We start from the raw sequence: 24,812 nt of genomic DNA, 5'->3' as shown, positions 1-24,812 counted from the left end.
TCTTTGTGCACCTTCTATTTCCCTCTATAGGATTGTCAAAAGGTCCTGAGGAAATATTGTGTCATTCGAGATTATTTCAACCGCCGCTGGCTATATTCAATTTACCGACCTTGGCGTTGGCCCCGTTGCGCTTGATCTGGGCTTCTTTCAGCTGCGTTGGTATTCCTTGGCCTATCTTGTAGGTATTTTGCTTGGCTACGGCTTTTTGCTCAAACTGCTGGCGCGGCCGGGCGCGCCGATGTCGCGTGACCATGCAGACGATATCATTTTATACGCGACGCTGGGCATCATATTGGGCGGACGAACGGGGTATATCTTGTTCTACCAGCCATCGATTTTGCAGAACCCGGTAGATGTCTTCAAGCTGTGGGAAGGTGGCATGTCGTTCCATGGCGGCGCGCTTGGAATCATTTTTGCTCTCTGGCTTTTGGCGCGCAAGTATAAGCTCTCTTTCCTGCGGCTTTGTGATTATCTCGCATGTTGCGTCCCGTTTGGCCTCTTCTTCGGCCGGTTGGCAAATTTCGTGAATGATGAGCTTTGGGGCCGCGTGACGGACGTGCCTTGGGCCATTGTGTTCCCAAATGGTGGCGATTTGCCGCGGCACCCAAGCCAGCTGTATGAAGCTGGGCTTGAAGGGCTATTGATGGCAGCGATCATGTGGCCGTTGTTTTGGAAAACAGACGCACGCTACAAACCCGGCTTTCTGTGTGGCATGGCGGCTGTGATCTATGGTCTTTCGCGCTTTACGATCGAATTCTTCCGGGAACCGGACCAGCAGTTACAGTGGTTGGTCGAAGCAAGCGGCCTCAGCATGGGGCAGTGGTTGACCACCCCGATGATCCTAATCGGCTTGTTCCTCTTATTCACGGCAGGGGCTCGCAGGCTGCGTAACAGTGCCGCCTGACACGCAGACGACAAGCCAACGCCTCACACACCGCATTGAAGCGTCTGGCCCAATCAGTGTTGCCGAATATATGCGCGTGGCAAACACCGCATATTATAGCCGCGCGGATCCTTTGGGCGCCGATGGCGACTTCATAACGGCACCTGAGATCAGCCAGATGTTCGGCGAGATGGTCGGAATTTGGTTGAGCGATATTTGGTTGCGGCGTGGCCGTCCTTCGCCATGTTATTATGTCGAACTGGGGCCGGGCAGGGGTACGCTGGCTGCCGATGCGCTTCGGACAATGAAGCGTTTCGGATGTGAACCACAGGTTCATTTTATCGAGAATAGCCCGGCCTTGCGAGAAAAGCAGCGGGCTGCTGTGCCCCTTGCTATGTTCCATGATGATGTGGAAACGCTCCCAACCGACGCGCCATTGTTTATCGTGGCGAACGAATTCTTTGATGCGCTGCCCATCGTGCAGATGATTGCCACGAACGCCGGCTGGCACGAGAGAGTTGTTGTCCCCGATCATAGTGCACGGTTTGCCGCAATGCCGGGTCCGCGTTCCACGGACGCCCTAGTTCCTAAACAATTTCGCATGGCGTCGGTTGGAAGTATTTACGAAACGTGCCCGGATGCCGCTTTAGTGATGGACAAGCTTTCCACGCGCCTGTCCGGACAGGGCGGAGTTATGTTGACCGTTGATTATGGTTATCTTGAGCCAGCGCTGGGCAGCACGTTGCAGGCGGTGCAAAATCACAAATATGCGGACCCGTTTTCGGATCCTGGTCATTGCGATTTGACTGCACATGTGAATTTCCATGCGCTTTCGCTCTGCGCACAAAGATCTGGCCTCAACGTTGCGGGGCCATGCGATCAGGGTGCTTGGTTGTCGGGATTGGGTATCGATCAGCGCGCCACGAGCTTGGCGCAGGCAAATCCTGATCGGGCCACGGAAATTTCCGCCGCGCGCAGCAGGCTTGTTGCCCGTGAATCCATGGGCGCCTTATTCAAAGTGATGGCGACATATGCAAAGGGCTGGCCCGAACCCGAAGGATTCCTTCGCTAGTTCACCCTTAAGCGCTCAGTCCGCCCATTCGGCAATCTGCGAAGCCACGTCATTTGCCGCTTCATTCAACGCTGCGCCAACAGGCGTGGCTTCAACAGCGGCAACGGGTCGGCGGGCTTCAAATCTGCGTTTTTCGGTGGGGTTGCCGCGCGTGATTTTTACGGCGTCAAAGACCACCACGGCTTCATTGGTTGCGGCGTCCACACCAAATTCCAATAGGCTGCCGGAAATAAAGCGTGCTGCTTTGCCGCCGGCATCGACTTCGCTGAGTACCAAATGACCGGTTTTGGCCGATACCGTTTCGGACAATAGTTGCTGCATCAACCGGGCCGGCTTGTCGGCCCAAAACGCATCCTTCACATAGGCAATGCTGCTGGCGTTAATCTGGACCGGCACGCGGTTCGTGTCGAGTTTACGTGGCACCTCCGGCGTTTGTATTACCAGAGCATCAGCCGCCGATGCCGTTCGGGCTGCACCTGCAGTCACGCTGTTATCGGCGGTCAGCACGAGCATGGAGGGCGGCGCTTTCGTCTCGAAGCTTACACAAGCACCGAGGCTGAGAATGACGGGTAAGGCCAATAAGCGTGCGCCGGATAATTTGCTGAACATCATTTTTGCTTCCTGCTGCCAGGTTGATAATCGGGCAATGCCGGCGCGTTGACGACGCTGCCAATACCACCCTGATCAACCTTGTCGGTGACCGATTTCAAAGAGACAGACAATTCGCGCAGGTCGCGCGCCAATTGCGTAACCTCTGGCAATGTCTGCGTATTTAGCGTTTCAATTGCCGGGTTGGCATTGTTCAACGTTGTTTCCAGCGCAGCCAGACTTCCATTGGCGGAGCGAAGCGTTTTACGCAGTTCAGCCAGCATAGGGCGGCCATCGCTATCAAGCAGCTTGTTGGTGGTGCCCGCCATTTTGGTGATTTCATCTGCGGCAAGGCCTGCCTTTTGCAACGCGATGCGCGATTCTTGAATCGCGGCGCGCAAATCCGGACCTTGTGTAGCCAGCGTGCCCGAAAGATTTTCGACATTGTCCAATATCTGTTCAATGGATTGCTGGTTCTTGTCAGACAGAATGTTCGTCAACCGCTCGGTCAACGCCGAAAGCCGCTCCAACAATAACGGCGCATTGTTCAACAATTCCCCCAAGGCCCCTGGCTTTGTGGGGATGACGGGAACGCCGGTGGGACATGCCGATTTCGGGTTGGCTTCTGGACATACCAAAGCAGGTGCACCCTTGACCGCGCCGTCCAGTTGAATTTCAGAAACGCCGGTAAAGCCGACGCCGTTGATCGTCGCAGTGGTGCCCAGAAGCACGGGAACGCTGTCCTTGATAGCGATGCGAACGCGGACAAATTCTGGATCGGGTTCCCACAATTCAATGCTTTGGATTTCGCCGACCGGTACACCGGAGAAGGAAACGCCTGAGCCCTTCGCAAGACCGTTCACCGACTGTTGGAAGAATATGTCATATTCTTTCTTGTCGCCTTCGGCAGCGCGTGACAGCCAAACGGTGAATGCCGCGAGCAAGGCCACAAGAAGAAGCGTGATAGCGCCCACCATCACATAGTTGGATTTGGTCTCCATCTTACTGTCCTATGACCTTCCTGGCTGATGTAAATGCGGTTGTGGGTTATTGTGCTTGTCATGACCACGGCGTGCCGCCCGCCCGCGTGGTCCGCTGAAATATTCGTTAATCCATGGGTGATCGATGGCCAGCAATTCCTCAATCGCACCGACCGCGATAACCGTCTTGTCCGCGATTACGGCGACCCGATCGCAAATTGCGTAGAGCGTGTCGAGATCGTGCGTAATCAGGAATACGGTGAGGCCAAGCGTTTCTTTCAAATCCCGCGTCAGATTATCGAAGTTTGCAGCGCCGATGGGATCGAGCCCAGCCGTTGGTTCATCCAAAAACAGAAGCTCGGGATCCATCGCCAAGGCCCGCGCGAGGCCCGCGCGTTTGCGCATACCGCCGGAAAGTTCGGATGGAAATTTATGGGCTGCATCGGCCGGAAGCCCGCTGAGGTAAATTTTATAATGGGCGATTTCGTCGAGCAACGCCTTATTGAAATCCGGATAGAATTCGCGCAGCGGGACCTGCACATTTTCAGCCACCGTCAACGTTGAAAACAATGCGCCGCCCTGAAACAATACGCCCCACCGGCGCCGAACGTCACTGGCCTCGTCCTCTTCCTTGCCGATCATGCCTTCGTCGAAAACGCGGATTTTACCGGCGACGGGTTCTTGAAGACCAATGATGGACCGCATCAACACCGACTTGCCCGTGCCCGACCCACCCACAACACCCAGAATCTCGCCACGGCGCACCTCGAGATTCAAATCTTGGTGAATGACCTGTTCGCCAAAGCTGTTGCACAGGCCTTGCACGGAAATGATGTTTGGTTGGTTCATCGTTTAATCCCAGCCAATTTCGCTGAAGAATATAGCAAAAAATGCATCGAGGACGATGACGAGGAATATGGCCTGCACCACTGCAGCAGTGGTTTTCAATCCGACCTGCTCCGCATTGCCATGCACTTGCATCCCTTGGAAACAGCCGGCCATGGCGATGATTGCGCCAAAGACGGGCGCCTTAATCATGCCAATCCAGAAATCGGTCATCGGCGTAACTTCACGCAGCCGCTGCACAAAGGTCGCGGGTGGAATTTCGAGAACGACCCAGCACAAAAGTCCGCCGCCGATAACGGACATCAGCGATGCGAATATGCCCAACAAGGGCATCATCATGACCGCTGAAATGACCCTTGGAACAACCAAAGCTTCGACTGGCACGACACCTATGGTGCGCATCGCATCAATTTCTTCGGTGATTTTCATCGTGCCGATTTGCGCAGCAAAGGCCGAGCCCGACCGACCGGCGACCATGATCGCGGTCATCAAAATTCCCAATTCGCGAAAGGTCAGCCGGCCAATCAGGTTGATGGTGAACACCTCGGCGCCAAATTGCCGTAACTGGACCGCACCTTGCTGTGCAATGACGATACCGATGAGAAAGCTCATCAGGCCAATGATGCCCAACGCACGCACACCGACCATGTCAAAATGCTGGACCACGGCATGCCAGCGGAAACGGCCGGGGTTCATCGCAAGTATGAAAGATGCTTTCACAACCTGACCAACAAAGCCCAGAAATTGCAAAAGCGTTGTAAAGCTGATGACGACACTATGGCCCACGTCGGCCAGGAACCGCTCAAACGATGGCGGATGCGGTCGCGGCGGTATATCGGTCTGATCCGCGCCACTTACAGCCTGCAGCAGGCGACTGGCGTCTTTACCTGCACCCATGATTTCGGCGCCCGACGTTTTTGCGGTGCGGTGAACAAGCCACGCGCCAACCGTATCCATATGTTCAACCGCGCTGAGATCGATTTTGCGCACATCGGCGGACAAATAGCGCAAGCGGCCGTCGATATCGCCGATCAAAGCTATGGTAAAGCTGCCCGATAAGCGGAGGATTTGCCCGCCATCGGTCAGGTCTTCTTGCAAGAACTCTGCAGCGTTAGCCATAGCCATATAACTGGCGTATAAAGGGAAGTATCACAAGCCTCTAGACTTCTTCCATTATATTATGCCTGTAGCAGACCGATGACTGACGCCAAACCAACGCTGCTTGCCATATATGATATGGACAAGACCGTCACGCGACGCGCCACCTATAATGGGTTCCTCCTGCATATGGCGTTTAACAAGTCGCCGTGGCGATTGTTCCTTTCGCCGCTCTTACCGCTTGGGCTGGCATTATATGCGCTGAAGCTGTGGGACCGTGCGCGGCTAAAGCAGTTTTCGCAGACATTGCTTATCGGCCACCGCGTTCCAAGGGCCAGATTTGCCAAATATCTGGAAAGTCATGCGGACATTGTGGTGGGCAAAAATGTCTATCCGCAGTTGCTTGCGCGCGTGGCTGACGAAAAAGCGGCGGGCTATCGCCACGTCATGGCAACGGCGTCGTACCGGCTATATGTCGAGGCGATCGCAAAGCGGCTTGGTTTTGATGATGTCATCGCGACGGACCTTGCCACGGACAGCACCGGACATGTTTTGGCCCGCATTGATGGGCATAATTGTTATGACGCGGCGAAACTTGAACGGGTTAAAGGCTGGATGGAAGCCCATGGTCTGTCACGCGAAAATTGCCATATCCGTGCCTATTCAGACCATGTGTCCGATGCCCCGTTGCTCAGCTATGCCGATGAACCTTTCGCCACCAATCCGCACGGGCGGCTTGCCCGCCTTGCGGTGACCAAGGGCTGGCCCATATTGGATTGGCGTGATCCTAAAGCCTGAGCGAAGGCCTGTTCGAAGTGGGATAGCAGCCTGGCTTAATCTTCCTCAATTAAGCTCGTGTCGCGCGTTTCAGGAAGCATCAGATAGGCAATCACCGTCGCGCCGACGCAAATCGCGACATACCAGAAAAACCCCGTTTCGTTGCCCGAACTTTTGAACCACAAAGCGACATATTCCAGTGTCCCGGCAAATATGGTGTTCCCGACCGCATAAGGAAACGCAACGCCCAGCGCGCGGATATGGGCGGGAAATAGCTCCGCTTTTACCATTGCATTGTTGGCCGTATATCCGCCGTGCAGTGTAATCGGGATCAAAATCAGCGCCAACGCGACGATGGGCGAGGTGGCTTGGCCAACCAATGTATAGATTGGCACCGAGACCAGCGCGACCCCTGCGCCTGCGATCAGCAGCAGCGGTTTTCGCCCAAAGCGGTCGGCGAGCATCCCTGCAATGGGCTGCAGACAGAAGGACCAAATCAACACGCCTGCGATGATCAACGTCGCAGTTTGCTTTTCAAAACCAGCGGTGTTGATCAGATATTTCAACATATAGGTGGTGAAAGCATAAGACGCCAGGCCGCCGCCACCCGACATCACCGCGACCAATATGCAGGAGCGTTTATGATCCCGCCAAAGCAATTTCAGCGATGAATGTTCGCGTTTCTGGTCAATATTGGTGAATGATTTTGTTTCAGACATCGTCCGACGCAAAAGATAGACGCACAATGCCAGAATGGACCCAATCACGAACGGAATGCGCCAGCCCCAATCGCCCATTTGCGCCTCGCTCAATAGCGCTTGCAAGATCAGGGCGACCAAAATGGCCAGCAACTGCCCACCGCTCAGCGTTGCATATTGGAAACTCGACCAAAAGCCGCGCCGCGCCGCCGGGGCCATTTCCGACAAATAGGTGGCACTTGATCCATATTCACCGCCAACCGACAGCCCTTGCACCATCCGTGCGATGACCAAGATGGTCGGCGCGACAACCCCAGCCTGCGCATAGGTTGGCGCAAAGGCAATGGCGAGTGAACCGCCCGCCATCAACAACACGGACAAGGTAAGCCCGGCCTTTCGGCCATGCTTGTCGCCGTAAATACCCATCACCCAGGCACCGATGGGACGCATCAGAAAACCAGCCGCAAAGATTGCCGCTGTGTTGAGCAACTGGGCTGTCAAATCGCCCTCAGGGAAAAACAATGGCGCAAAATAAATGCTGAATGTCGCGTAGGCGAACCAGTCATACCATTCGACCAGATTCCCTGCGGAACCGCCCATTATCGATTTAAAGCGCTGCCGCGTTATGCCCGATTCAGCCACCATCATTGCTCCATATTCCAATCAACGACATTTGTCCGCCATAGCCCGGTTCACTGCGGTGGCAGCTGCGCCGATAGCTGAAAAAGCGGTCTGGTTGGCTGTAGGTATCCTGTCCCATGCACTCGACCGTTGTGATGCCGGCGGCGGCAAGTCGCGCCGCAACATAGCCTTCGATATCGAACTGATAATGACCCGCTCTGCCATCGCGGAAGAACCGCGCATTTTCGGGGTTGGCGTCGGCAAAACGTTCAAAGAAACCAGCATCAACCTCATAGCTTTTTTGTGCGATGCATGGGCCAATCGCGCAGGCTATCCGCTCGCGCTGTGCGCCCAGTGCCTCCATCGCCAATATCGTGTTTTCGTTGACGCCTGTAAATGCGCCCTTCCATCCCGAATGTGCTGCACCAACGACACCGGCTTGTCTGTCGGCAAATAACACCGGCACGCAATCCGCGGTTTGGACCGCAAGCAGGATGTTCGGCCTATCCGTCACCAGCGCATCGGCCTTGGGCGGGTCGTCTTGGTCAATGGGGCCAGTGACGGTGACCACATCAGGCGAATGGATTTGGTACACCCGCGCAAGTGCCGCCCCGGGCATCACGGCAGATACCGCACGCCGCCGGTTTTCGATGACATTGTCGCGCACATCGTCCGAACCAAGGCTGCAGTTCAACCCCGCATAAATGCCTGCGGAAACACCGCCACCGCGTCCAAGGAATCCGTGCGCAATGTCACCCAGTAATTTTGACTTGATAACTTCGACGGTCACGTGGCGTGGTTCCTCCCTATATGCTTAATTGCAATTGCGGTGCTTGACGGCAAGCCATTAGATTGCGAACCCATGCCGATGCACCGTCACATGCTCATATTTGGAATGGGGTACACCGCCTCGCGTCTCGCCGACAGCCTTCGTGAAAGCGGCTGGCACGTCACCGGAACGCGGCGGATGAGCGGTGGCGACGCGATTGCCTTTGACGATGAAGCGGCAGTCTGTGCTTCAATCGAAAACGCCACACATATTCTGTCGAGCGTTCCGCCTATGGGTGAGGGCGGCGACCCCGTGCTTTTGAAATATGGCGACAGGATTGCAGGTGGTGCCGCCTCTTGGCTCGGCTATTTGTCCTCAACGGGTGTATATGGCGACACGGGCGGTGCGTGGGTCGACGAGAGCGCGGCTATTGGTGAAGGGCGCCGAACCGCACGCGCCGATGCTGACCTTGCGTGGCAGGCCTTGCGCCAGGACGTTGCGGTCTTTCGCTTGCCCGGTATTTACGGCCCGGGTCGATCTGCGTTGGAACGTGTCGAAGATGGCAAGGCGCATCGGATCGATATGCCTGCGCAAATTTTCAGCCGTGTGCATGTTGATGACATTGTTAGCGCAGTCATTGCCGCATTTGATGGGCCCGCTGGCGTGTACAACATCGCCGATGATGAACCGGCGTCGCAAAATGATGTCATCGAATATGCGTGCGATCTTTTGGGGCAGGATTGGCCGCCACTGATGACGTTGGACGGGGCAGGGCTGTCGCCTATGGCGCGCGGATTTTATGCCGAAAACCGGCGTGTTTCAAATATGAAGGCGAAACGGCTGCTTGGATGGACGCCGAAATACGCAGATTACCGGCAGGGCCTAAGCGCATTATTGGCTGCGCGCGCAATAATATAGAATTGGGCTGCCTGCTTGCGGGGCCGGCCGTTTGACGGGTGAGCGGCAGGCATTCACCTCACCCCCTTCAGTACCCTAAGACTTGCGCGTCTGCATTGCGACGACGAGGCCAACCATCACCAACGCTCCACCCGCCATCGCCAATGTCGACCAGACATAGCCTTCGAATATCGTCGATAGGATCATCGCAAAGACCGGAATGACCACGCCCGTGTAAGCAGCCTTGCCGGGGCCAATGTCGCGGATGAGGCGAAAATAAAGCGGGAAGGTTACGACCGAACCGATGATGCTCAGATACAGCACACCGCCGATATATCCGGGGCGCATGTCGATAACTGGCGGACCATCCATGACGAATGCAAAAGCGGCATTGGCCAAGCTGGCCCAGAACATTGACCACGCCAATATGGTGATCGTTGGGTATCGCGCAACCTTTGGCGTCACCTGAAGCACATTGGAGACCGATGCTGTAACGACGGCACATATTACCAAAAATAGCCCAATCAGTGCATCGGTTCCGCCCATAGGGGCAGCGCGGTATTCCTGCAGCATCAACAACCCGACGCCGACGCAGGCAATCGCTGATCCTAATATGAACGCTCCGCCGATTGACCGTCCAAGCCAATATTTGGCGAGCACCGCATTGGGCACAATCAACAGCGCGAATACCACCGCGACCAATCCCGACGTGATATAATGTTCAGCGGCATAGACAAAATTGTAGTTCATCCCGAATTGCATTACGCCAAGCAGGATTGTCCAACCGACCATTGGCCGATCTATCTTCACCGGCTGGCGCATCACGATGACTAGGATGAACATAGCGATGGCGGCCACAATCAGGCGATAGGCCACAGACCAGGTCGGCGGCACTGTACCCAATTGATCGCGGATGACCAGCCAAGTAGATCCCCAGATGAGCGACGTCACCATAAAGGGTATCCATACCCGTGGCGTCAGAAATCCGGGCTCTGTGATGGATTCCCCCCCGGTCGTGCTCATAATGCAGCAATCGCGCGGGCTAGCGGGGCGACATCAGCCTCGGTATGTTGCCAACTGGTGACGAGCCGCGCCGCGCCCCAGTTTTCGTCGACAACACCCCAGTCGTAAAAGTCAAAACCTTGTGCCCGCAACGCTGCCGCCTCAGCGGGCGTCAGGCGCAAGAATATCTCATTGGCTTGCACCGGATACAGCAATCGTTCGGCTGCTGCGCCCGCAATGATTTGCGCCGCTGCATTGGCGGAACGCGCATTGGTTAACCACATATCATTTTCCAGCATCGCCAACAATTGCGCCGCAAGGAAGCGGCCCTTTGACTGCAAATGCCCAGCCCGTTTACGCCGATAGCGCGCAGCGTCGGCGAGCGCCGGGTCAAAATAGACCAGCGCCTCTGCCCCCATGCCGCCATTTTTGACGAAGCCGAAACTCAACACATCCACGCCGGCGTTCACCGTCACGTCGGCTGGCGCACAGCCCAAAGTTGCCACTGCATTGGCAAAACGCGCACCATCCATATGCAAGCCAAGGCCGCGATCATGGCACAATGCACCAAGTGCGGCGACTTCGGCAGGGCCGTAGACCATGCCATATTCGGTTGCGTTGGTAATCGACAATGCTGCAGCCTGCACCTGATGCACATCGTTGCGAATGCCGTTCAGACAAGCCTCAACCGTTTCAGGCGTTACCTTGGCGCCATCGCCTTCGATCAGCGTCAGCTTTGCACCAGCGGTGTAGAAACCCGGCGCGCCGCATTCATCAACCTCAATATGGGCTTCACGGTGGCAAATGACGCCCTGATGCGGCTGAACAAGCGATGCAAGCGCGAGGCAGTTGGCACTTGTCCCCGTTGCCACCCACAGCACCGCGACATCCCGGCCGAACATAGCGGAGAATGCGGCATCGAGCTGCGCGCTCCATTGGTCACCATCATATGCGGTGTCGATATGGTTGGCATCGGCCATGGCTTGCATGACAGCGGGGTGCACCGGGGCGGCATTGTCAGAGAAGAAACGCATGAGCATCCGCATGGCGGGAAAACCCGCCTGCCGTCAAGCGCTTAGCGGACGCGCATCGCGCTTATGGAGATCACGTTAGAATGCGGGGCTAGAAATCAAGGGCAATCTCGGCATGGTCTATCGCCATCAAAGCCGACCGCTCTGACATAGCCAGAAACATTGCGTCGCCCCGGTCGGTCTGTTCCACGACCATTGACGCCGTTACGCCCATGAGCATTCCCGAAAAAGACGCAAGCCTGTAGGCATCCCACTGGTGGGCAAGGTCTGCGACGGGCACGTTGTGCCGATCTAATTGCGTTCTATACCGCGCCAGAAGACCGTGCTCTTCTGCTTTACGGGTAGCCGGGTCCATCGATGTGCCAAGGTAATAGGCTATGTCGCTTGCACCTTCGCCGACACCAACGGTTTGCCAGTCGACGATGACGATAGGCTTGTCCTCGTCGTCGGCGCAGTACAGCATATTATCTGGACGAAAATCATTGTGCGTGAGACAACGCGGACCGGAACGTGAGTCTAACCATCGTTTGATGTTGCCCAAATAACGCTCACCGACCATTTTCATCTCTTTGGTGATCCGGTCGCGATATCGGTCACAAAATGCAGGCCAAAGCATCGTATAAATCGCGTCGCTGTCCATCTGGGGCGGAACAGCTTTCGTGCCGCTCAGCCAGTCAAGCGTGTCGAGCGATGGATCACCCCACCAGGCCGCGTGAATGCCAGCCGCCGCATCCATTGCCAGTTCGGCCTCTGCCCGTGTTGGAACCAACAATTGATTGCCCGGTGCATGTGATGGAAGATCGTGCATCAGCAAAGCAAAATCGTGGCTGTCGTCATCAAACGCGATAAACAGATGGCTGGGTATCGCCATCGGTTTCTTACCCGCAAAAAGCCCATAAAAACGGCTTTCGCGCATATAGGTCATATAGGATCTACCGGCAGCTTTGCTGATAGGATCATTGGATGGCAATTTTGCCACGAGCGTCGGAGGCGCGCCGTTCGCAGGGCCATCATATGTCAGTTTAAGGCGGTACGTCGCGCCGACCTGTCCGGTGCCTATGGCGTGCGATTCAAGCGACATGACCTTTGCATCATAGCCATTATTGTGCAGCTGCTCCGTCAACCAAGCAGGGGTCATATCGGCCAGACCGGGGATTGCATCAATCATTGAAAATGCTCTTCAGACCGAGCGGTTCATAAGCGCCAAGGATCAACTGTTCCAGAATGCCTATACCTGTCTGGCTCTCACTGCCCAGCGTCATGGTAACGCGAGAGACGGCCTGTATGTGGAGATGATCGGCGCGGCCCGCCTCAACGGTCGTCAGGTCAATATCTTCGCGCTCTACCGTTAATACACCCTTCCACCCACCATGTGGCCATTGCGGGTGGCCGTAGCCGATGCCGCGCATGAGAAAAGCTGTTCCCGGTTCAAAGACGGCCGTGACATTTCGCCCATCTGGGAGTTCTGCTTTAAGCACTGCCTGTTCCGCGTGACGCCAGCCGGGCTTAAGCGTGACCGCCATTTCGCACGCGTCACTTTCCAACATTTCATGCGCAGCTGCGCCGTCCGGGCACCATACCGCCCGGATATTCCAGTGTCGGCCCTGCGCATCATCATTCACATGAAAATAGAGTGCACCATCGTGAAAATTCACGGGGCTCCACAGCCAGTAGAATTGGGGGATAGTTTGCGGGACCGTGGGCTGCGGGTCGCTGGCGCCAATGGGGCGGATACCCCAACTGCGATCACGCGTACCAACAGCGCCGTCGATATCCCGCCGAATGCCATCTACCTCAATCCAGCCCTGCCAACGCCCGTTTTGCGTCATGCGGGTATAATCCATAAAGGTCCGCGGCCCGATCCTTCGGGTGAAGCGCGGTTCTTCAACCGGGAATGCGCGGCCAACAAAGGTCAGATTGGCGGATATTCCTTCATGGTTGTCGACGACAACGCGCAATGATTTAAGTGGTTCGACTATCTCAATGGTGATGGGGCCGACGGTGAGGTCCATCCGTTCCATATCCAATAAGCGGGAGGCATGAACGCAATATTGGACATCGCCCCGGATGCAGGAAAAATGCGCATCGGCAACGTTCAGGTGCGGATAAACGCCAAAGGCGATCGCGAAAAAATCGCTGCCATCTGCCTGATAGCCGTTAAAGAAATACCGGTCGTAAAAGTTCCTATCTGTCCCGGAATATGCGATGGGCTCAGCGGTCTGGTGGATTGGATATTCGTCGCCTTTAGTTAGCATCAGCCTGCATCCTCCCTATACTCTTTTGGCGTTTCTGGGCCGGACGTCGTTTTCCAGAATGCTGCGATTCAGGCGTGCACCGCGCTCAGGCTGGAATTGTGCGTCCAAATACAACCTGATTCCCGTTCACGACACCATAGCCAAGATCGCCTTTTTGCATTTCCAGTACCCCGATCGGGGTCGTGACGCCCCTCCTTTTTGATTTTCTATCATGGGCCCTATGACTAGGCAAACCATTGGAGTTATCTGCCCCGTCAAATGCAGCTGCCAAATGCATTGTTATGCCATTCCATAAGCTGCTCCGTTGCGAGCGCGTCATAACTTTTTAGAGAATGTCGGAAATCCTGTTGCGTGGTGCAGTCTGGTTCGGCCCGGAGTGTCCTGAGGACATCATTGCGACGTTCGGAACGCTCATTCCTCAGTTCGGATTTGCCATGTGATCTTCTTTGCGTCCGGCGAAGTGATCGCGGGATACAGCCTCAAAGGCGGACGAACAGCATGACTTTAGCGTATGCACAACATGGGGCGCGATCGGAAGCGACCTTTATTTTCTCGACGTCGATCGGGCGCGGCGAGATTTTCCATCTCTAAAGCGGCGCATTGTCGAACTGGCGATCCAATGGAATGTCCGCAACATCATCATTGAAGACAAAGGGTCAGGCACATCCCTCATCTAGCAGCTGCGCATCGAACATCATGGCATCCCCTATCCAACCGCGTTCCTGCCAAAGGATGACAAGATCACGCGGCTCCATGCGCAATCCGTCCGCATCGAGGCTGGGCATGTGTGGTTGCCCGAGCGGGCGCCTTGGCTTGAGGATCTTCGGGCCGAGATCGCCAGCTTTCCGCACGGTCGTCACGATGACCAGGTCGACTCTACCAGTCAGTTTTTGAGCTGGCACTTCGATATAGGATCGCGGGGCGTGCAGTTTGCGAGGATATGTGGAGTGTGATGCCGGTGCTCAAAAGAACGTTCGCGTATACCAAAAGGCAGGTCCGCTTTACGCCCAGTTGTTGCCGTTTCAAGGCCCGCGCGCGATCCCTGAAACCAGACGTTCAAATAAACGGGTAAGCAAGCAGATGTGTTATCGGCACGTGCCTGCTATGGGCTGGCGGGGCAGTGGGCGGCCGGCTGAAACGCCGGTGGGTGTGCCGTTTTCGACCGCGACTTGGCCATTGACCAACACTGTGTGCATCCCTGCCGCCAGCAAAAACGGATTGGCATAGTCGGCGCGCGGCGCGAAGGTTTTCGGGTCAAAAGCGATGACGTCAGCGAACGCCCCGACCTTCAGCTGCCCGCGCCCTTCAAGGCCAAACATCGACGCCGTCGTCGATGTCGACTGGTCAATGAAGGCTTGAAGGCCCATCACCTTCGCGTCCTTCACATAGGTCGCATATTTGCGCGCAAATGAGCCATAATAGCGCGGATGCCCCAGCGTCGCGTCGGAACTCGTCACGACCCACGGCCGCAGCATGAACGCGGCAATGTCGTTTTCGCTCTGGTTGAACGAAGCCACGCGCGCCTCGCTCTGCTTGAGGATAGCAATTGTGGCGGCGACCGGATCTACACCTTGTTCTTTCGCGAAGGCTTCCAGGGTCTTGCCTTGCGCGTTCGCAGGGCCGGAGGTGATAAGGAGGGAAGCCGCACCGCCACGGCGGCGAAGATTTTCAAGGATCTCTGGACGCATCCTCTCCATCGTCGGGGCATCGTCGAACCGCTTGAGCATTGCGGCGCGCCCGCCATCCTGCGCACTGCGGGGGATCACCGCCGCGGAAAGCCCGGTGTGCGACGCTGACCATGCATATTGGTCGGCATGAACAACTTGTCCCGTGCGTTGCGCCGCCTCAATCATCGCAATGATCGTCGGTGCCTGGCCTTGCACATCGACTCCAAGCGCCTTGATATGTGCGATATGGACCGGAATGCGTGCCGCGCGTCCAATCATCAGCGCCTCTTCAATCGCGTCATGCAGTCCGATGGTGTAGCTCGACTCATCGCGCAGATGGCTGTCGTAAATGCCGCCCTTGGCCGCCGCTGCCTGCGCCAGTGCAACCACCTCGTCGCTTTTGGCAAAGCTTTGTGGTGCATAGAACAGCCCGGTCGAAAGCCCCAATGCGCCTTGGCACATCGCGTCGGAGACGAGACCAGCCATTTGTGTCAGTTCAGCTGCTGTCGGCGCGCGGTCGGTTTCGCCGATCACCTGTTTGCGCACGTCACCAAATCCGACATAAGAGGCAAAATTGATACCGACGTCGCGCTCCGAACCCGCGGAAGGTGACCCAGCGGTGGTTCCGTCGGCAACCGTGCGTCCCAAGGTGCGGGCGATGTGCGTGTCGCCATGTCCGTCGACGCCGATGAACGCCGTCGTCACGCCTTGCATGAGAAACGGCAACACCAGTCGTGCGGCTGGATCGCGCGACGCGAGCGCCTCGTCAGAATGGGTGTGGGGGTCAATAAACCCCGGCGCGACGATCAGACCGGTTGCATTGATGATCTTCTTTGCGCCGCCGGGGGCCTTGGGTCCGACGTAGACGATGCGATCTGCGCGGATCGCTATGTCGCCCCGAAACGGAGCTGCGTTGCCGGGGTAGATCGTGCCACCGCGAATGACGATGTCTGCGGGCGGCTCCTGCGCCGCGGCGGCCACCAGCCCTGATGCTGCCGCCATTGCCAGCGCTATGCGGGCCACTCGCTTCATGAACTTCGCATCCGCCATCACGTAACTATCCCTGTTTCATTTCGCCTTTGGCAAAAGCCTTATTGGCTATCCCTATAGGCAATGGCCTCAATCTCAACCATGGCATCAGGCGCAACCAAAGCCGAGACAATTGTTGATCGCGTGGGATATGGTTCTGCAAAATATTCGCGATATACCAAGTTAAAATCAGCCATCGCATCTACATCGGTGATCCATGCGGTGACCTTTACGACATCGGACAATTGCAGGCCTTCTGATTTCAGCACGGCCGCAAGGTTCGCGAGGGCTTGGCGGCTTTGGTCCTGCATATTCCCTGCGATAATTTTGCCATCTGCCCCGCGCGGCAGCTGGCCTGAAATATATGCGGTCGATCCGGCGAAACGCACGGGTGAAAGGGGAGGTTTGCTTGCCATCTTAAATGCTCCAACGATACAGAAAGTGGGCCAGCATATGCCCTTCGGCACGCGTCTTCCCATAAACAACTTGTGATTAATCCATAACCATATGGAATGGATTAATCACACATTTGTAACGACTATTGCTTGTAAATGTGCGGGTTTGGTGCAATTCGGGTGTAAATGCACAAGCCGCAGGGGGCGGCAAAGGGAGGCAATTCACAGTGTCCAAAATTTCAATGCGCGCCGGTTTGTTTATCGGCTGTTCCATCATCGTAGCCACACCATCGTTCGCGCAAACTGCGGTCCAACCTGAAGCAGAGGCCGAATCGACTGAAGCAATCGTGGTTGTGGGCAGCCGCATCGAAGGCTCGAAAATTGCTGAAACCCTTCCGGTTTCGGTGCTGAGCGAAGACCGTATCGCTGCCACGGGAAGCGTTTCTGGTGACGATCTCTTCCGTTCGATCCCTCAGGCAGGTGATGTCCAGTTCCAAGAGGCCCGGACGACCGGCAACCTTAACGATGCGCGCGGCGACAACTCGTCGATCAATTTGCGCAGTGTCGGCACCGGCAACACGTTGGTTCTGGTCAACGGACGCCGCATGATTTTGACGCCAGGAACGCAGACCGAGAATTTTGTTCCGGTACAGACGGCCAACACCAACTCGCTTCCGGTTGGCGCGACGCGCCGGATCGAAGTTTTGCGCGACGGTGCGGCTGCTGTTTACGGCGCGGATGCCGTGGCTGGTGTGGTCAACGTCGTCACTGACGATAAATACCAAGGATTGCGCTTCGATACGCGTTACGGCTCTGCAGACGGAACGAGCGAAAAAACCGGGGCAATCAAGGCCGGTTTCAAAACCAAATCCGGCGGGCGCTTCACATTTTTTGGCAGCTTGACAAAGCGGACGCCTTTATTCGCAAGCGAACGTCCATTTTCGGCAAGTGAAAACCATATGCCCGCGCTGGTCGGGACGCCTTGGGAAGCCGATACCGGCTTCGACAACCGTTCAACGTCAGCGCCTTGGGGCGCATTTACGGTAACGGCCGTTCCGTCGCCCACCATCCGTCAAGGCACATCGACGACAGCGTTGACGACTTCGGGCGTTTTCCACATCGAACCGATCGCCAATACTGCGGCTGGCTGTTCAAGCGCCGTCTTCAACGGCAATCTCTGTCTGAAGAGCGGCGGTATCACAGGTACCACCAGCCGTGTGCTGCGTTACGATGAAAACCCCGATCGCACGATCCGCGGCGGTCTTGACCGCATCAATCTTTTCAGCACCTTCCGTCAAGAAATCGGATCGGTCGAACTTTTTGGTGAACTCGGCTATTATAATGCCAAGCTTGAAGGACAGCGTGAACAATCCGCACCGATTTCGAGTGCGGTTATTACGATCCCGACCACCAATTATTACAATCCCTTCGGTCCAACCACGTTCAACGGCGTGACCAACCCAAATCGCTTGGCCGGACTGGTTGGCGTACCAACGACTGGGCTTGCACTGCGCATCACAAACTATCGCCCAGTCGATACCGGCCCACGTACGTTTGTCGTAACCGATGACAGTATCCGCTCGCTGATCGGCGTGCGCGGAGAGTGGGGCAATTTCAAATGGGATTCGGCGGCCTCTTATTCTTGGGCGCGCACCGACGATCACACAAAAAATGCCGTCAGCAACACGCTGTTTCAAGCCGCGCTCGCGCGGTCGACCCCCGATGCGTACAACCCGTTCAATGGTGGTAATCAACTCAATTATTCGCTTGGCGACGGTACCCCGAACAGTGCGGCTACCATTCAATCCTTCCTGGTCGATGTACACCGCATCAGCACGACATCGCTTGGCACATGGGATTTCCGCATTTCCAACAGCGATATCTTTAGCCTGCCTGCCGGTGGCGTAGGCTTCGCCAGTGGTATTGAAGCGCGGCGCGAAACCTATTCAGATAACCGGGATAACCGTCTGGATGGCACCACGACGTACACGGACAGCGTTTCGGGTATTCGCTATGGCACCGACATCATGGGCGCCAGCCCTTCGCCCGATGTAAAGGCGCGTCGTACCGTAGTGTCGGCATATGCCGAACTCGCCGTACCGTTGATTTCGGACGATATGGAAATACCGCTGATCCAATCAATTGATTTGCAAGTTGCGGCCCGCGATGAACATTATTCCGACTTTGGAAATGTGTTCAAGACCAAGGTTGCTGGTGCATGGACCGTGATCGATGGCATCAAACTCCGTTCGGCATGGTCACAAAATTTCCGCGCACCTAACCTTGCGCAATTTTATAGCGCCGGAACACAGGTCGCAAATACGCGTACTGACTTTGCTGCTTGCCGCCTGAACCCGCTGACAACCTGCAGCGGTATTAGCACACTTGAAGTTCGCTCAGGCAATCAGAACCTGACACCTGAAAATGGGGAAACCTTGTCGGCAGGTCTCATTGTACAGCCTTTCCGTAACCTCACGTTCACGGCGGATTATTGGTCACTGCGTTCCAAGGGCGTCATCGGCCTCCAAGGCGCGCAAAACCAGATTTTGTTCGACCTTCTCGAACGGCAGAACGGACGCAGCAACCCGAATGTCGTGCGTCTAGCTCCGGTTGGTACGCAAGTGATCGGCACAATCGATTATGTTCAGGATGATTATTTCAACCTTGGACTGCGCGAGTTGGAAGGCCTGGATTTCGGCGTCAACTATGATGTGCGCAATACGCTGATCGGCAGCTTCAACATCGACATCAACGCATCGAAGCTGTTGACATATGAACAGTCGGCATCTGAACTGCAGGCGAAACTGATCGCTGCAAACGCGGCCGGAACATTGGGAACAGGCGTGACGATTACGCAAGCCGGAAGCCAGATTCAGGTCAACGGCAATCCTGAGTGGCGCTTGAGCGGAAACCTGACGTGGAAATCAGGTCCCGTAAGCGCGGGCGTCTTGGTCAACTATGTCGGCGCTGTTTTCGACACGGGAACGATTAAGGTAGCCGATCAGTTTTTCAAATTGCCCAGCGTCACGACGGTCAACACCTATGTGCAATATCGCGCTGGTGACGATCAGGGTGCATTTTCGGGGACACGGTTCCGCGTAGGCGCGCGTAACTTGTTCGATAAGCAGCCACCGCTCGCATCGACGAACTACGGCTTCCTGGGATCGTTGCACGATGCTGTCGGCCGGTTCGTCTATTTCGAGCTGTCGAAAGAGTTTTGATAAAGCCGTCTGACATGACGACTGCTTGGCAATTAGCGGCGCAGAAATTGCGCCGCTAACTTGCCCAAATGAGACTGAGGCAGATTGAAGTTTTTCACGCCGTTTATGCAAACGGCTCCATCAGTGCGGCCGCGCGTGGATTGAATGTGTCGCAGCCAGCGGTCAGCAAAGTATTGCGGCACACCGAATCGCAGCTTGGCATCAGCCTGTTCAATCTGGTGCGCGGACGTTTGGTTCCGACCGACGAAGCACACGCGCTGTTTCGTGAAGTAGATGAGGTCTTCAGCCGCATCTCATCGTTGCAGGTTACCGCCAACAATTTACGCAATACAGGCACGGGTCATCTGCGGATCGGCGTCGCGCCATCACTGGGACTTGAGGTGGCACCCCGCGCCATTTCGGCATTCCGCACCAAATTTCCCAATGTCACCTTCGACGTCAAAACCCTGCACCATAACGACACATCACGCGCGTTGTACGAACGCGAATGCGACCTTTCGATTGGCTATGATCCGCCCGAACACCCCAGGCTGAAACTGGAAAAGCTATCGGCGGCGCGGCTTTATCTGATCTGCCAGCCGGGCATGTTTCCATCCGGTAAAACCACCCTGAAGATGAGCGAATTGAACGGCTTGGACATGATCAGCGTGAACGGCAGCGGCCCCATTGGCGATCTTGTGGAAGCCACATTGGAAAAAGCGCAGGTCGATGTGCGCAAGATCATATCGGTCAGCACTTATTATATCGCGGCGGCCTTGGTACGTTTCGGGTCGGGGATTGCGATTGTTGATCAATTCACGGCGCGATCAATGGTGAGCGATGGCCTGGAAGCCCTATCCATTTCGCCGGAAATGCAGTTCGGGGTTCATGCAATCTGGCTGGAGGATAGGCCGCCGTCGCGATTGGGGCTGCAATTTGTTGCAGAGGTCAAAAAGGCATTGCAGCCATAGAGCGAGCGCCTGTGTAAGCGCACTCCGATACTTAACCCAAAGTTATGGGTGAGATGTATTATTGTTCGGCAACGACGCTTGCTCTTGCCGGGTGCATCTTTAGCTAGACCCGATGAATTGGTCCAAAAATTCCAGCGATGATGTGCTGCCCCGCCGCGCGATTGTGTTGGGTGCAGGGGTGGTGGGTGTAGCCACGGCATATGCATTGGCACGACGCGGTGTTGAAGTCACCATCATTGACCGCGCTGCTGTCGCGGGGAGCGGTGCTTCTTTCGCAAATGGCGCGCAACTCAGCTATATTTATACCGACGCCTTGGCGAGCAACGGTTTGCTCAAACGACTGCCTTCCCTTGCCTTGGGTTTGGATTCCAGCTTTCGCTTAAGGCCGAACTTAGACCCAAGCCAAATTGCATGGTTCATGCGCTTCTTGCGCAATTGCACGCACCAACGGTTCCTAGAAAACAGCCTTGCGGGTTTGCAATTGGGCCTTGAATCTCAATTGGCGATGCACGCCTTGCTGGAACAGCATAGTATCGAATTTGGACATCAGTCCGCGGGCAAGATGTTGGTCTATGATGACGCTGCGGCATTTCAATCGGCGTGCGATATGGTTTCGGTCCGGCAAAGCCATGGGGCCGAGCAGGAGGTTCTTACCCCGACAGAGGCGGTCAACAAAGAAGCTGCCCTTGCTGAACGCGCGGGCGGCTTTATCGGCGCTGTTTATTCGCCGCAGGAGGAACTGGGCGACCCCCATAAATTCTGCAATGCCCTGCTGTCACAGTTGGTCAAAGCATATGGTGTGCACGTGCGCATGGCGACTGCGGTTGAAAGCTGGAAAGCTGACCGCGAAACGGCCATGGTGACCACAAAGGCGGGCGAAACGATCAAAGCGGATCAGCTTGTGATATGCGCCGGGATGGATGCTGCCAATTTGCTGAAAAAGCATGGCCTTGGTTCATCGCTTATGCCGATGAAGGGCTATTCCTTTACGGCCGCTCCGGGCCACGCATCGCCTAAGATGAGCATTACCGATGTCTCCAGAAAAGTCGTTTTCTGCCCGCTTGATGGTGCTATCCGTGTTGCCGGGCTTGCCGAATTGGGCGTCAAAGACACTCGAGTTGACCAACGCCAACTTGCGGCGTTGGTATCGACCGCAGCCGGCGTTCTGCCGCGCGCAGCCGATTATGCGGCGTCATATCAGGGCTGGGCCGGTATGCGTCCCATGACGGCCAACGCGCTTCCGATTATCAGGAAGATTGCGCCAAGGGTTACAATCAACGTAGGACATGGCATGCTGGGTTGGACATATGCGATGGGATCGGCCGAACGGGCTGCGCGATTGCTGGGAGGAGTTTGATGATGAAGAGTATCGGAAAATGGTCACGTGCGGGCGTCATATTGCTGTCCATGGTCGCGTTGACGGCATCCCCGGTCATTGCGCAGAAGAAACAGCTGCTCGAATATCCTAGCATCCATTCCCCCGTCGTTGGCGAACAAGGCATGGTGGTGTCACAAAATGCCATCGCGTCAGAGGTAGGCGCGGACATATTACGCCGCGGTGGCAATGCCGTGGACGCCGCTGTCGCCATTGGCTTTGCGTTGGCTGTCACCCTCCCGCGCGCGGGCAATATCGGTGGCGATGGCTTCATGCTGGTGCATGATGCCAAGACCGGGGAGCAAGTCTTTTTCGATTTCCGTTCGGTCGCACCAAAGGCGGCGACGCTTGCGATGTTTGTCGACAATCAGGGGCGGGAATCCGAAATCGCCAGTCGCGGTTATCTCGCACCATCGGTACCCGGAACGGTTGCCGGCCTCTATATGGCGCATAAAAAGTTCGGCAAACTGCGTTGGTCAGACGTCGTTTCGCCCGCAATCGCGCTGGCCCGCGACGGTGTGGTCCTGACGCCCGACGAAGCCTTTGTGTTTGGTTGGGGAAAAGAGCGCCTGTCGACCAGCACGGCTGCCAAAGCTGCTTATTACAAGCCTGATGGCGCGCTGTACCGGGCAGGGGAAAGGCTGAAGCAGCCAGATCTTGCATGGACACTGACGCAAATCGCAAAACGCGGGGCGGATGGTTTTTATAAGGGGCCGGTTGCGGCGCGTTTTGCTGCCGACATGAAAGCCAATGGCGGATTGATTACCACCGAAGATTTGGCTGCCTATCGCGCGATTGAACGCAAGCCATTGCGCGGGACATATCGTGGCCTTGATATCGTAACGGCACCACCGGCCAGCGCAGGCGGTGCGACGTTGCTAAATATGCTCAACATCGTTGAGAATTTTGACCTGAAACAGAATGGCGTCGGTGCGGCCAAGTCGCTGCACATCATGGCCGAGGCAATGAAGCTCGGATATGCAGATCGCTATGCTGTGTTGGGAGATACCGATTTCGTCACGACGCCGATCAAGGGCTTCATTTCAAAACCCTACGCCCTGTCACGCGCCAAGCTCATCGATCCCGACAAAGCCAAACCGGCCGCGCAAATGGGCGTGGGCGATCCATTAAAATACGAAAGCCCGTCGACCACCCATTTCTCGGTGGCGGATGCGCAGGGTAATGTGGTGTCAACGACCTACACTTTGGGCGCTGATTTTGGTTCGGGCGTGATGATCGCCGGAACGGGCGTGCTGCTCAACAATCAAATGAATAACTTCTCGCATGCACAGGCAGCAAAAGCCCTGCGTGACGGCTTGCCAGCACCCCTCAATGCGATGGCTCCGGGGAAACGGATGCTGTCGACGATGATGCCGACAATTGTGATGAAGAATGGAAAGCCTTGGCTCGTAACCGGCACTCCGGGCGGCAGCACGATCATCAATACGGTCATGCAAGTGATCGTCAACGTCGTCGATTTCAATCTCAATGTCGAAGAAGCCACCCATCAGCCCCGCATTTATCAGGACACCAGCGATAAATTGCGCGTTGAGCCAAATTTCAATCCCGATACGGTGCGTGTTTTACAGACCTTAGGGCACACCATCACCTCCGACGAAACGATGGGCAGCGCGCAATCCATCATGATCGAGAACGGCCTTTTCTTAGGTGCCGCAGACCCTCGACGCCCCGGCGCACAGGCCATTCCGCCGGAACGTAGGCAGCCGCGTTGAAGGGGAATGACGGACGCGATATAAACAACAGTTTTTGGCCCGATGGCTCCACTCTTGGAATGGGAAAGAGGCCTGAACCATTGCAAGCCTACACGGCCGCTATTCTTCTATCCACGCACAAAAGCCGCCAGTCGGCTCTCGGTCCAATTCACGCCGTTCTGCTGTGCGCTCAACTACAGCTATTTAAAGCGCAGGCTGGGCAGCCTGGTTAGTCACTCCAAAAAGCTCTGAGTAACACAAGAAAGTTTGGCTGATATTGTAGCCGATTACCTGGCCGCAGCTTTTATCATTTCTACTGCCAAATAAAGCCGGGCTGGGATTCGATCCAGATCGACATATTCCTCATCGGTTGAATGAAAGCCAAAACCCGGCAAGCCTAGCCCTTCTACGACAGGGACTCCCGCTAATTGGGCATAAGCTGCATCCAAGCGTAAAGGCATGTGGATGGGAGGTACGGTCCCCCATGGCTATCGTGTGGAAGCACGCAAGTTACTTATCGAGCCAACGGAAGCCGAGGAGGTGCGATATATCTTTACCCGCTATCTTGAACTCAAATCCGTTCCGGCACTGGTAGATGACCTCGCACGACGCGGCATGCGTACCCGCACGCGCCATCGCAAGGCGGGTGGTACCATCGGCAATGTCTACTTTGGCAAGGGGCCACTGGGGTTCCTGCTCAAGAACCCCGTGTTCATTGGCAAGATCAAACATAAGGATGCCGTTTATGACGGTGAGCATGATCCGATAATCGATCACGACACCTTTGATCGCGTCCAGGCTACGCTTGCGGGTAACACTCGCGATAAGCTGATATCGAAGCATGCAAAGTCGCCAAGTCTTTTGGCAGGCCTTGTCACTGATCCGGATGGCAGGCCAATGTCGCCGTCACGCGGAAAGAAGGGATCGAAGCAATATTGCTATTATG

The 24,812-nt window shown here is 55.9% G+C and carries 23 protein-coding genes; 10 read left to right on the top strand and 13 right to left on the bottom strand.

The window, feature by feature from the left end; translation table 11 throughout:
- Positions 1 to 58: 58 nt before the first annotated feature.
- Complete coding sequence (gene lgt, locus ACIQ0G_RS02515) at positions 59 to 904, top strand: prolipoprotein diacylglyceryl transferase (RefSeq protein ID WP_397576545.1); 846 nt, start codon at positions 59 to 61, stop codon at positions 902 to 904.
- Positions 894 to 1,955, top strand: coding sequence for a class I SAM-dependent methyltransferase (locus ACIQ0G_RS02510; RefSeq protein WP_397576544.1), 1,062 nt, complete (start codon positions 894 to 896; stop codon positions 1,953 to 1,955). The genes lgt and ACIQ0G_RS02510 overlap by 11 nt, the downstream gene beginning before the upstream one ends.
- A 15-nt stretch (positions 1,956 to 1,970) precedes the next feature.
- Here the strand turns inward: ACIQ0G_RS02510 and ACIQ0G_RS02505 are convergent, their stop codons facing one another.
- From ACIQ0G_RS02505 to ACIQ0G_RS02490, 4 genes are read right to left on the bottom strand one after another with little or no spacing between them, the layout of a single operon-like run.
- Positions 1,971 to 2,567, bottom strand: coding sequence for an ABC-type transport auxiliary lipoprotein family protein (locus ACIQ0G_RS02505; protein ID WP_397576543.1), 597 nt, complete (start codon positions 2,565 to 2,567; stop codon positions 1,971 to 1,973).
- Complete coding sequence (locus tag ACIQ0G_RS02500) at positions 2,564 to 3,544, bottom strand: MlaD family protein (RefSeq protein ID WP_397576542.1); 981 nt, start codon at positions 3,542 to 3,544, stop codon at positions 2,564 to 2,566. The genes ACIQ0G_RS02505 and ACIQ0G_RS02500 overlap by 4 nt, the downstream gene beginning before the upstream one ends.
- Positions 3,545 to 3,553: 9 nt before the next feature.
- On the bottom strand, positions 3,554 to 4,372 hold the full coding sequence (locus tag ACIQ0G_RS02495; RefSeq protein ID WP_397576541.1) for an ABC transporter ATP-binding protein: 819 nt from the start codon (positions 4,370 to 4,372) through the stop codon (positions 3,554 to 3,556).
- A gap of 3 nt (positions 4,373 to 4,375) precedes the next feature.
- Positions 4,376 to 5,488: an MlaE family lipid ABC transporter permease subunit gene (locus tag ACIQ0G_RS02490; protein ID WP_397576553.1), complete on the bottom strand. Its 1,113-nt coding sequence runs from the start codon at positions 5,486 to 5,488 to the stop codon at positions 4,376 to 4,378.
- A gap of 78 nt (positions 5,489 to 5,566) precedes the next feature.
- Between ACIQ0G_RS02490 and ACIQ0G_RS02485 the strand changes: the two genes are divergently transcribed.
- Entirely contained in the window at positions 5,567 to 6,265 is a 699-nt protein-coding gene (locus tag ACIQ0G_RS02485; protein ID WP_397576540.1) for an HAD family hydrolase, read from the top strand.
- A gap of 35 nt (positions 6,266 to 6,300) precedes the next feature.
- Here ACIQ0G_RS02485 and ACIQ0G_RS02480 read toward each other — a convergent pair whose 3' ends face one another.
- Complete coding sequence (locus ACIQ0G_RS02480; protein ID WP_397576539.1) at positions 6,301 to 7,590, bottom strand: MFS transporter; 1,290 nt, start codon at positions 7,588 to 7,590, stop codon at positions 6,301 to 6,303.
- A complete protein-coding gene (gene pgeF, locus ACIQ0G_RS02475; RefSeq protein ID WP_397576538.1) occupies positions 7,577 to 8,353 on the bottom strand; it encodes a peptidoglycan editing factor PgeF in 777 nt (258 codons plus the stop codon). The genes ACIQ0G_RS02480 and pgeF overlap by 14 nt, the downstream gene beginning before the upstream one ends.
- 90 nt (positions 8,354 to 8,443) lie before the next feature.
- On the opposite strand from pgeF, the gene ACIQ0G_RS02470 reads away from it, so the two are divergent.
- Positions 8,444 to 9,250 (top strand): SDR family oxidoreductase, encoded by an 807-nt coding sequence (locus ACIQ0G_RS02470; RefSeq protein ID WP_397576537.1) that lies wholly within the window; start codon positions 8,444 to 8,446, stop codon positions 9,248 to 9,250.
- Positions 9,251 to 9,325: 75 nt separating this feature from the next.
- Here ACIQ0G_RS02470 and ACIQ0G_RS02465 read toward each other — a convergent pair whose 3' ends face one another.
- From ACIQ0G_RS02465 to ACIQ0G_RS02445, 5 genes are all read right to left on the bottom strand, one after another.
- Entirely contained in the window at positions 9,326 to 10,183 is an 858-nt protein-coding gene (locus ACIQ0G_RS02465; protein WP_397576536.1) for a DMT family transporter, read from the bottom strand.
- Between the two features lie 65 nt (positions 10,184 to 10,248).
- Positions 10,249 to 11,265, bottom strand: a complete 1,017-nt coding sequence (locus tag ACIQ0G_RS02460) for a threonine aldolase family protein (RefSeq protein ID WP_397576535.1) — start codon at positions 11,263 to 11,265, stop codon at positions 10,249 to 10,251.
- A gap of 88 nt (positions 11,266 to 11,353) precedes the next feature.
- The gene (locus tag ACIQ0G_RS02455; protein WP_397576534.1) at positions 11,354 to 12,430 is read right to left on the bottom strand and encodes a phosphotransferase family protein; all 1,077 of its coding nucleotides are present in this window, start codon (positions 12,428 to 12,430) and stop codon (positions 11,354 to 11,356) included.
- On the bottom strand, positions 12,423 to 13,517 hold the full coding sequence (locus ACIQ0G_RS02450) for a hypothetical protein (protein ID WP_397576533.1): 1,095 nt from the start codon (positions 13,515 to 13,517) through the stop codon (positions 12,423 to 12,425). The genes ACIQ0G_RS02455 and ACIQ0G_RS02450 overlap by 8 nt, the downstream gene beginning before the upstream one ends.
- Before the next feature lie 656 nt (positions 13,518 to 14,173).
- Complete coding sequence (locus tag ACIQ0G_RS02445; RefSeq protein ID WP_397576532.1) at positions 14,174 to 14,302, bottom strand: hypothetical protein; 129 nt, start codon at positions 14,300 to 14,302, stop codon at positions 14,174 to 14,176.
- Here ACIQ0G_RS02445 and ACIQ0G_RS02440 point away from each other — a divergent pair.
- On the top strand, positions 14,258 to 14,470 hold the full coding sequence (locus tag ACIQ0G_RS02440; protein ID WP_397576552.1) for a hypothetical protein: 213 nt from the start codon (positions 14,258 to 14,260) through the stop codon (positions 14,468 to 14,470). The two genes, ACIQ0G_RS02445 and ACIQ0G_RS02440, sit on opposite strands and share 45 nt — an antisense overlap.
- A 132-nt stretch (positions 14,471 to 14,602) precedes the next feature.
- Here ACIQ0G_RS02440 and ACIQ0G_RS02435 read toward each other — a convergent pair whose 3' ends face one another.
- Together ACIQ0G_RS02435 and ACIQ0G_RS02430 are read right to left on the bottom strand one after the other, a co-directional pair.
- On the bottom strand, positions 14,603 to 16,186 hold the full coding sequence (locus tag ACIQ0G_RS02435; RefSeq protein ID WP_397576531.1) for an amidohydrolase family protein: 1,584 nt from the start codon (positions 16,184 to 16,186) through the stop codon (positions 14,603 to 14,605).
- 89 nt (positions 16,187 to 16,275) lie between these two features.
- Positions 16,276 to 16,629 carry a RidA family protein gene (locus ACIQ0G_RS02430; protein WP_397576530.1) on the bottom strand — a complete coding sequence of 118 codons (354 nt, stop codon included), beginning with the start codon at positions 16,627 to 16,629 and terminating at the stop codon, positions 16,276 to 16,278.
- Between the two features lie 206 nt (positions 16,630 to 16,835).
- Between ACIQ0G_RS02430 and ACIQ0G_RS02425 the strand changes: the two genes are divergently transcribed.
- From ACIQ0G_RS02425 to ACIQ0G_RS02405, 5 genes are all read left to right on the top strand, one after another.
- Positions 16,836 to 19,829 carry a TonB-dependent receptor domain-containing protein gene (locus ACIQ0G_RS02425; RefSeq protein WP_397576529.1) on the top strand — a complete coding sequence of 998 codons (2,994 nt, stop codon included), beginning with the start codon at positions 16,836 to 16,838 and terminating at the stop codon, positions 19,827 to 19,829.
- Positions 19,830 to 19,897: 68 nt separating this feature from the next.
- Entirely contained in the window at positions 19,898 to 20,779 is an 882-nt protein-coding gene (locus tag ACIQ0G_RS02420; protein ID WP_397576528.1) for a LysR family transcriptional regulator, read from the top strand.
- Positions 20,780 to 20,891: 112 nt separating this feature from the next.
- Positions 20,892 to 22,136 (top strand): FAD-dependent oxidoreductase, encoded by a 1,245-nt coding sequence (locus ACIQ0G_RS02415; RefSeq protein ID WP_397576527.1) that lies wholly within the window; start codon positions 20,892 to 20,894, stop codon positions 22,134 to 22,136.
- Positions 22,136 to 23,887, top strand: a complete 1,752-nt coding sequence (gene ggt / locus ACIQ0G_RS02410; RefSeq protein WP_397576526.1) for a gamma-glutamyltransferase — start codon at positions 22,136 to 22,138, stop codon at positions 23,885 to 23,887. The genes ACIQ0G_RS02415 and ggt overlap by 1 nt, the downstream gene beginning before the upstream one ends.
- A gap of 444 nt (positions 23,888 to 24,331) precedes the next feature.
- Positions 24,332 to 24,812 (top strand): recombinase family protein (locus ACIQ0G_RS02405; RefSeq protein WP_397576525.1); only part of this gene is annotated, 481 nt, incomplete at its 3' end.

Origin of the sequence: Sphingorhabdus sp. (assembly GCF_044354325.1) — a bacterium.
Classification (GTDB): domain Bacteria; phylum Pseudomonadota; class Alphaproteobacteria; order Sphingomonadales; family Sphingomonadaceae; genus Sphingorhabdus_B.
The sequence above is the reverse complement of the archived record's forward strand: the minus strand, read 5'-3'. Positions and strand labels throughout refer to the sequence as shown.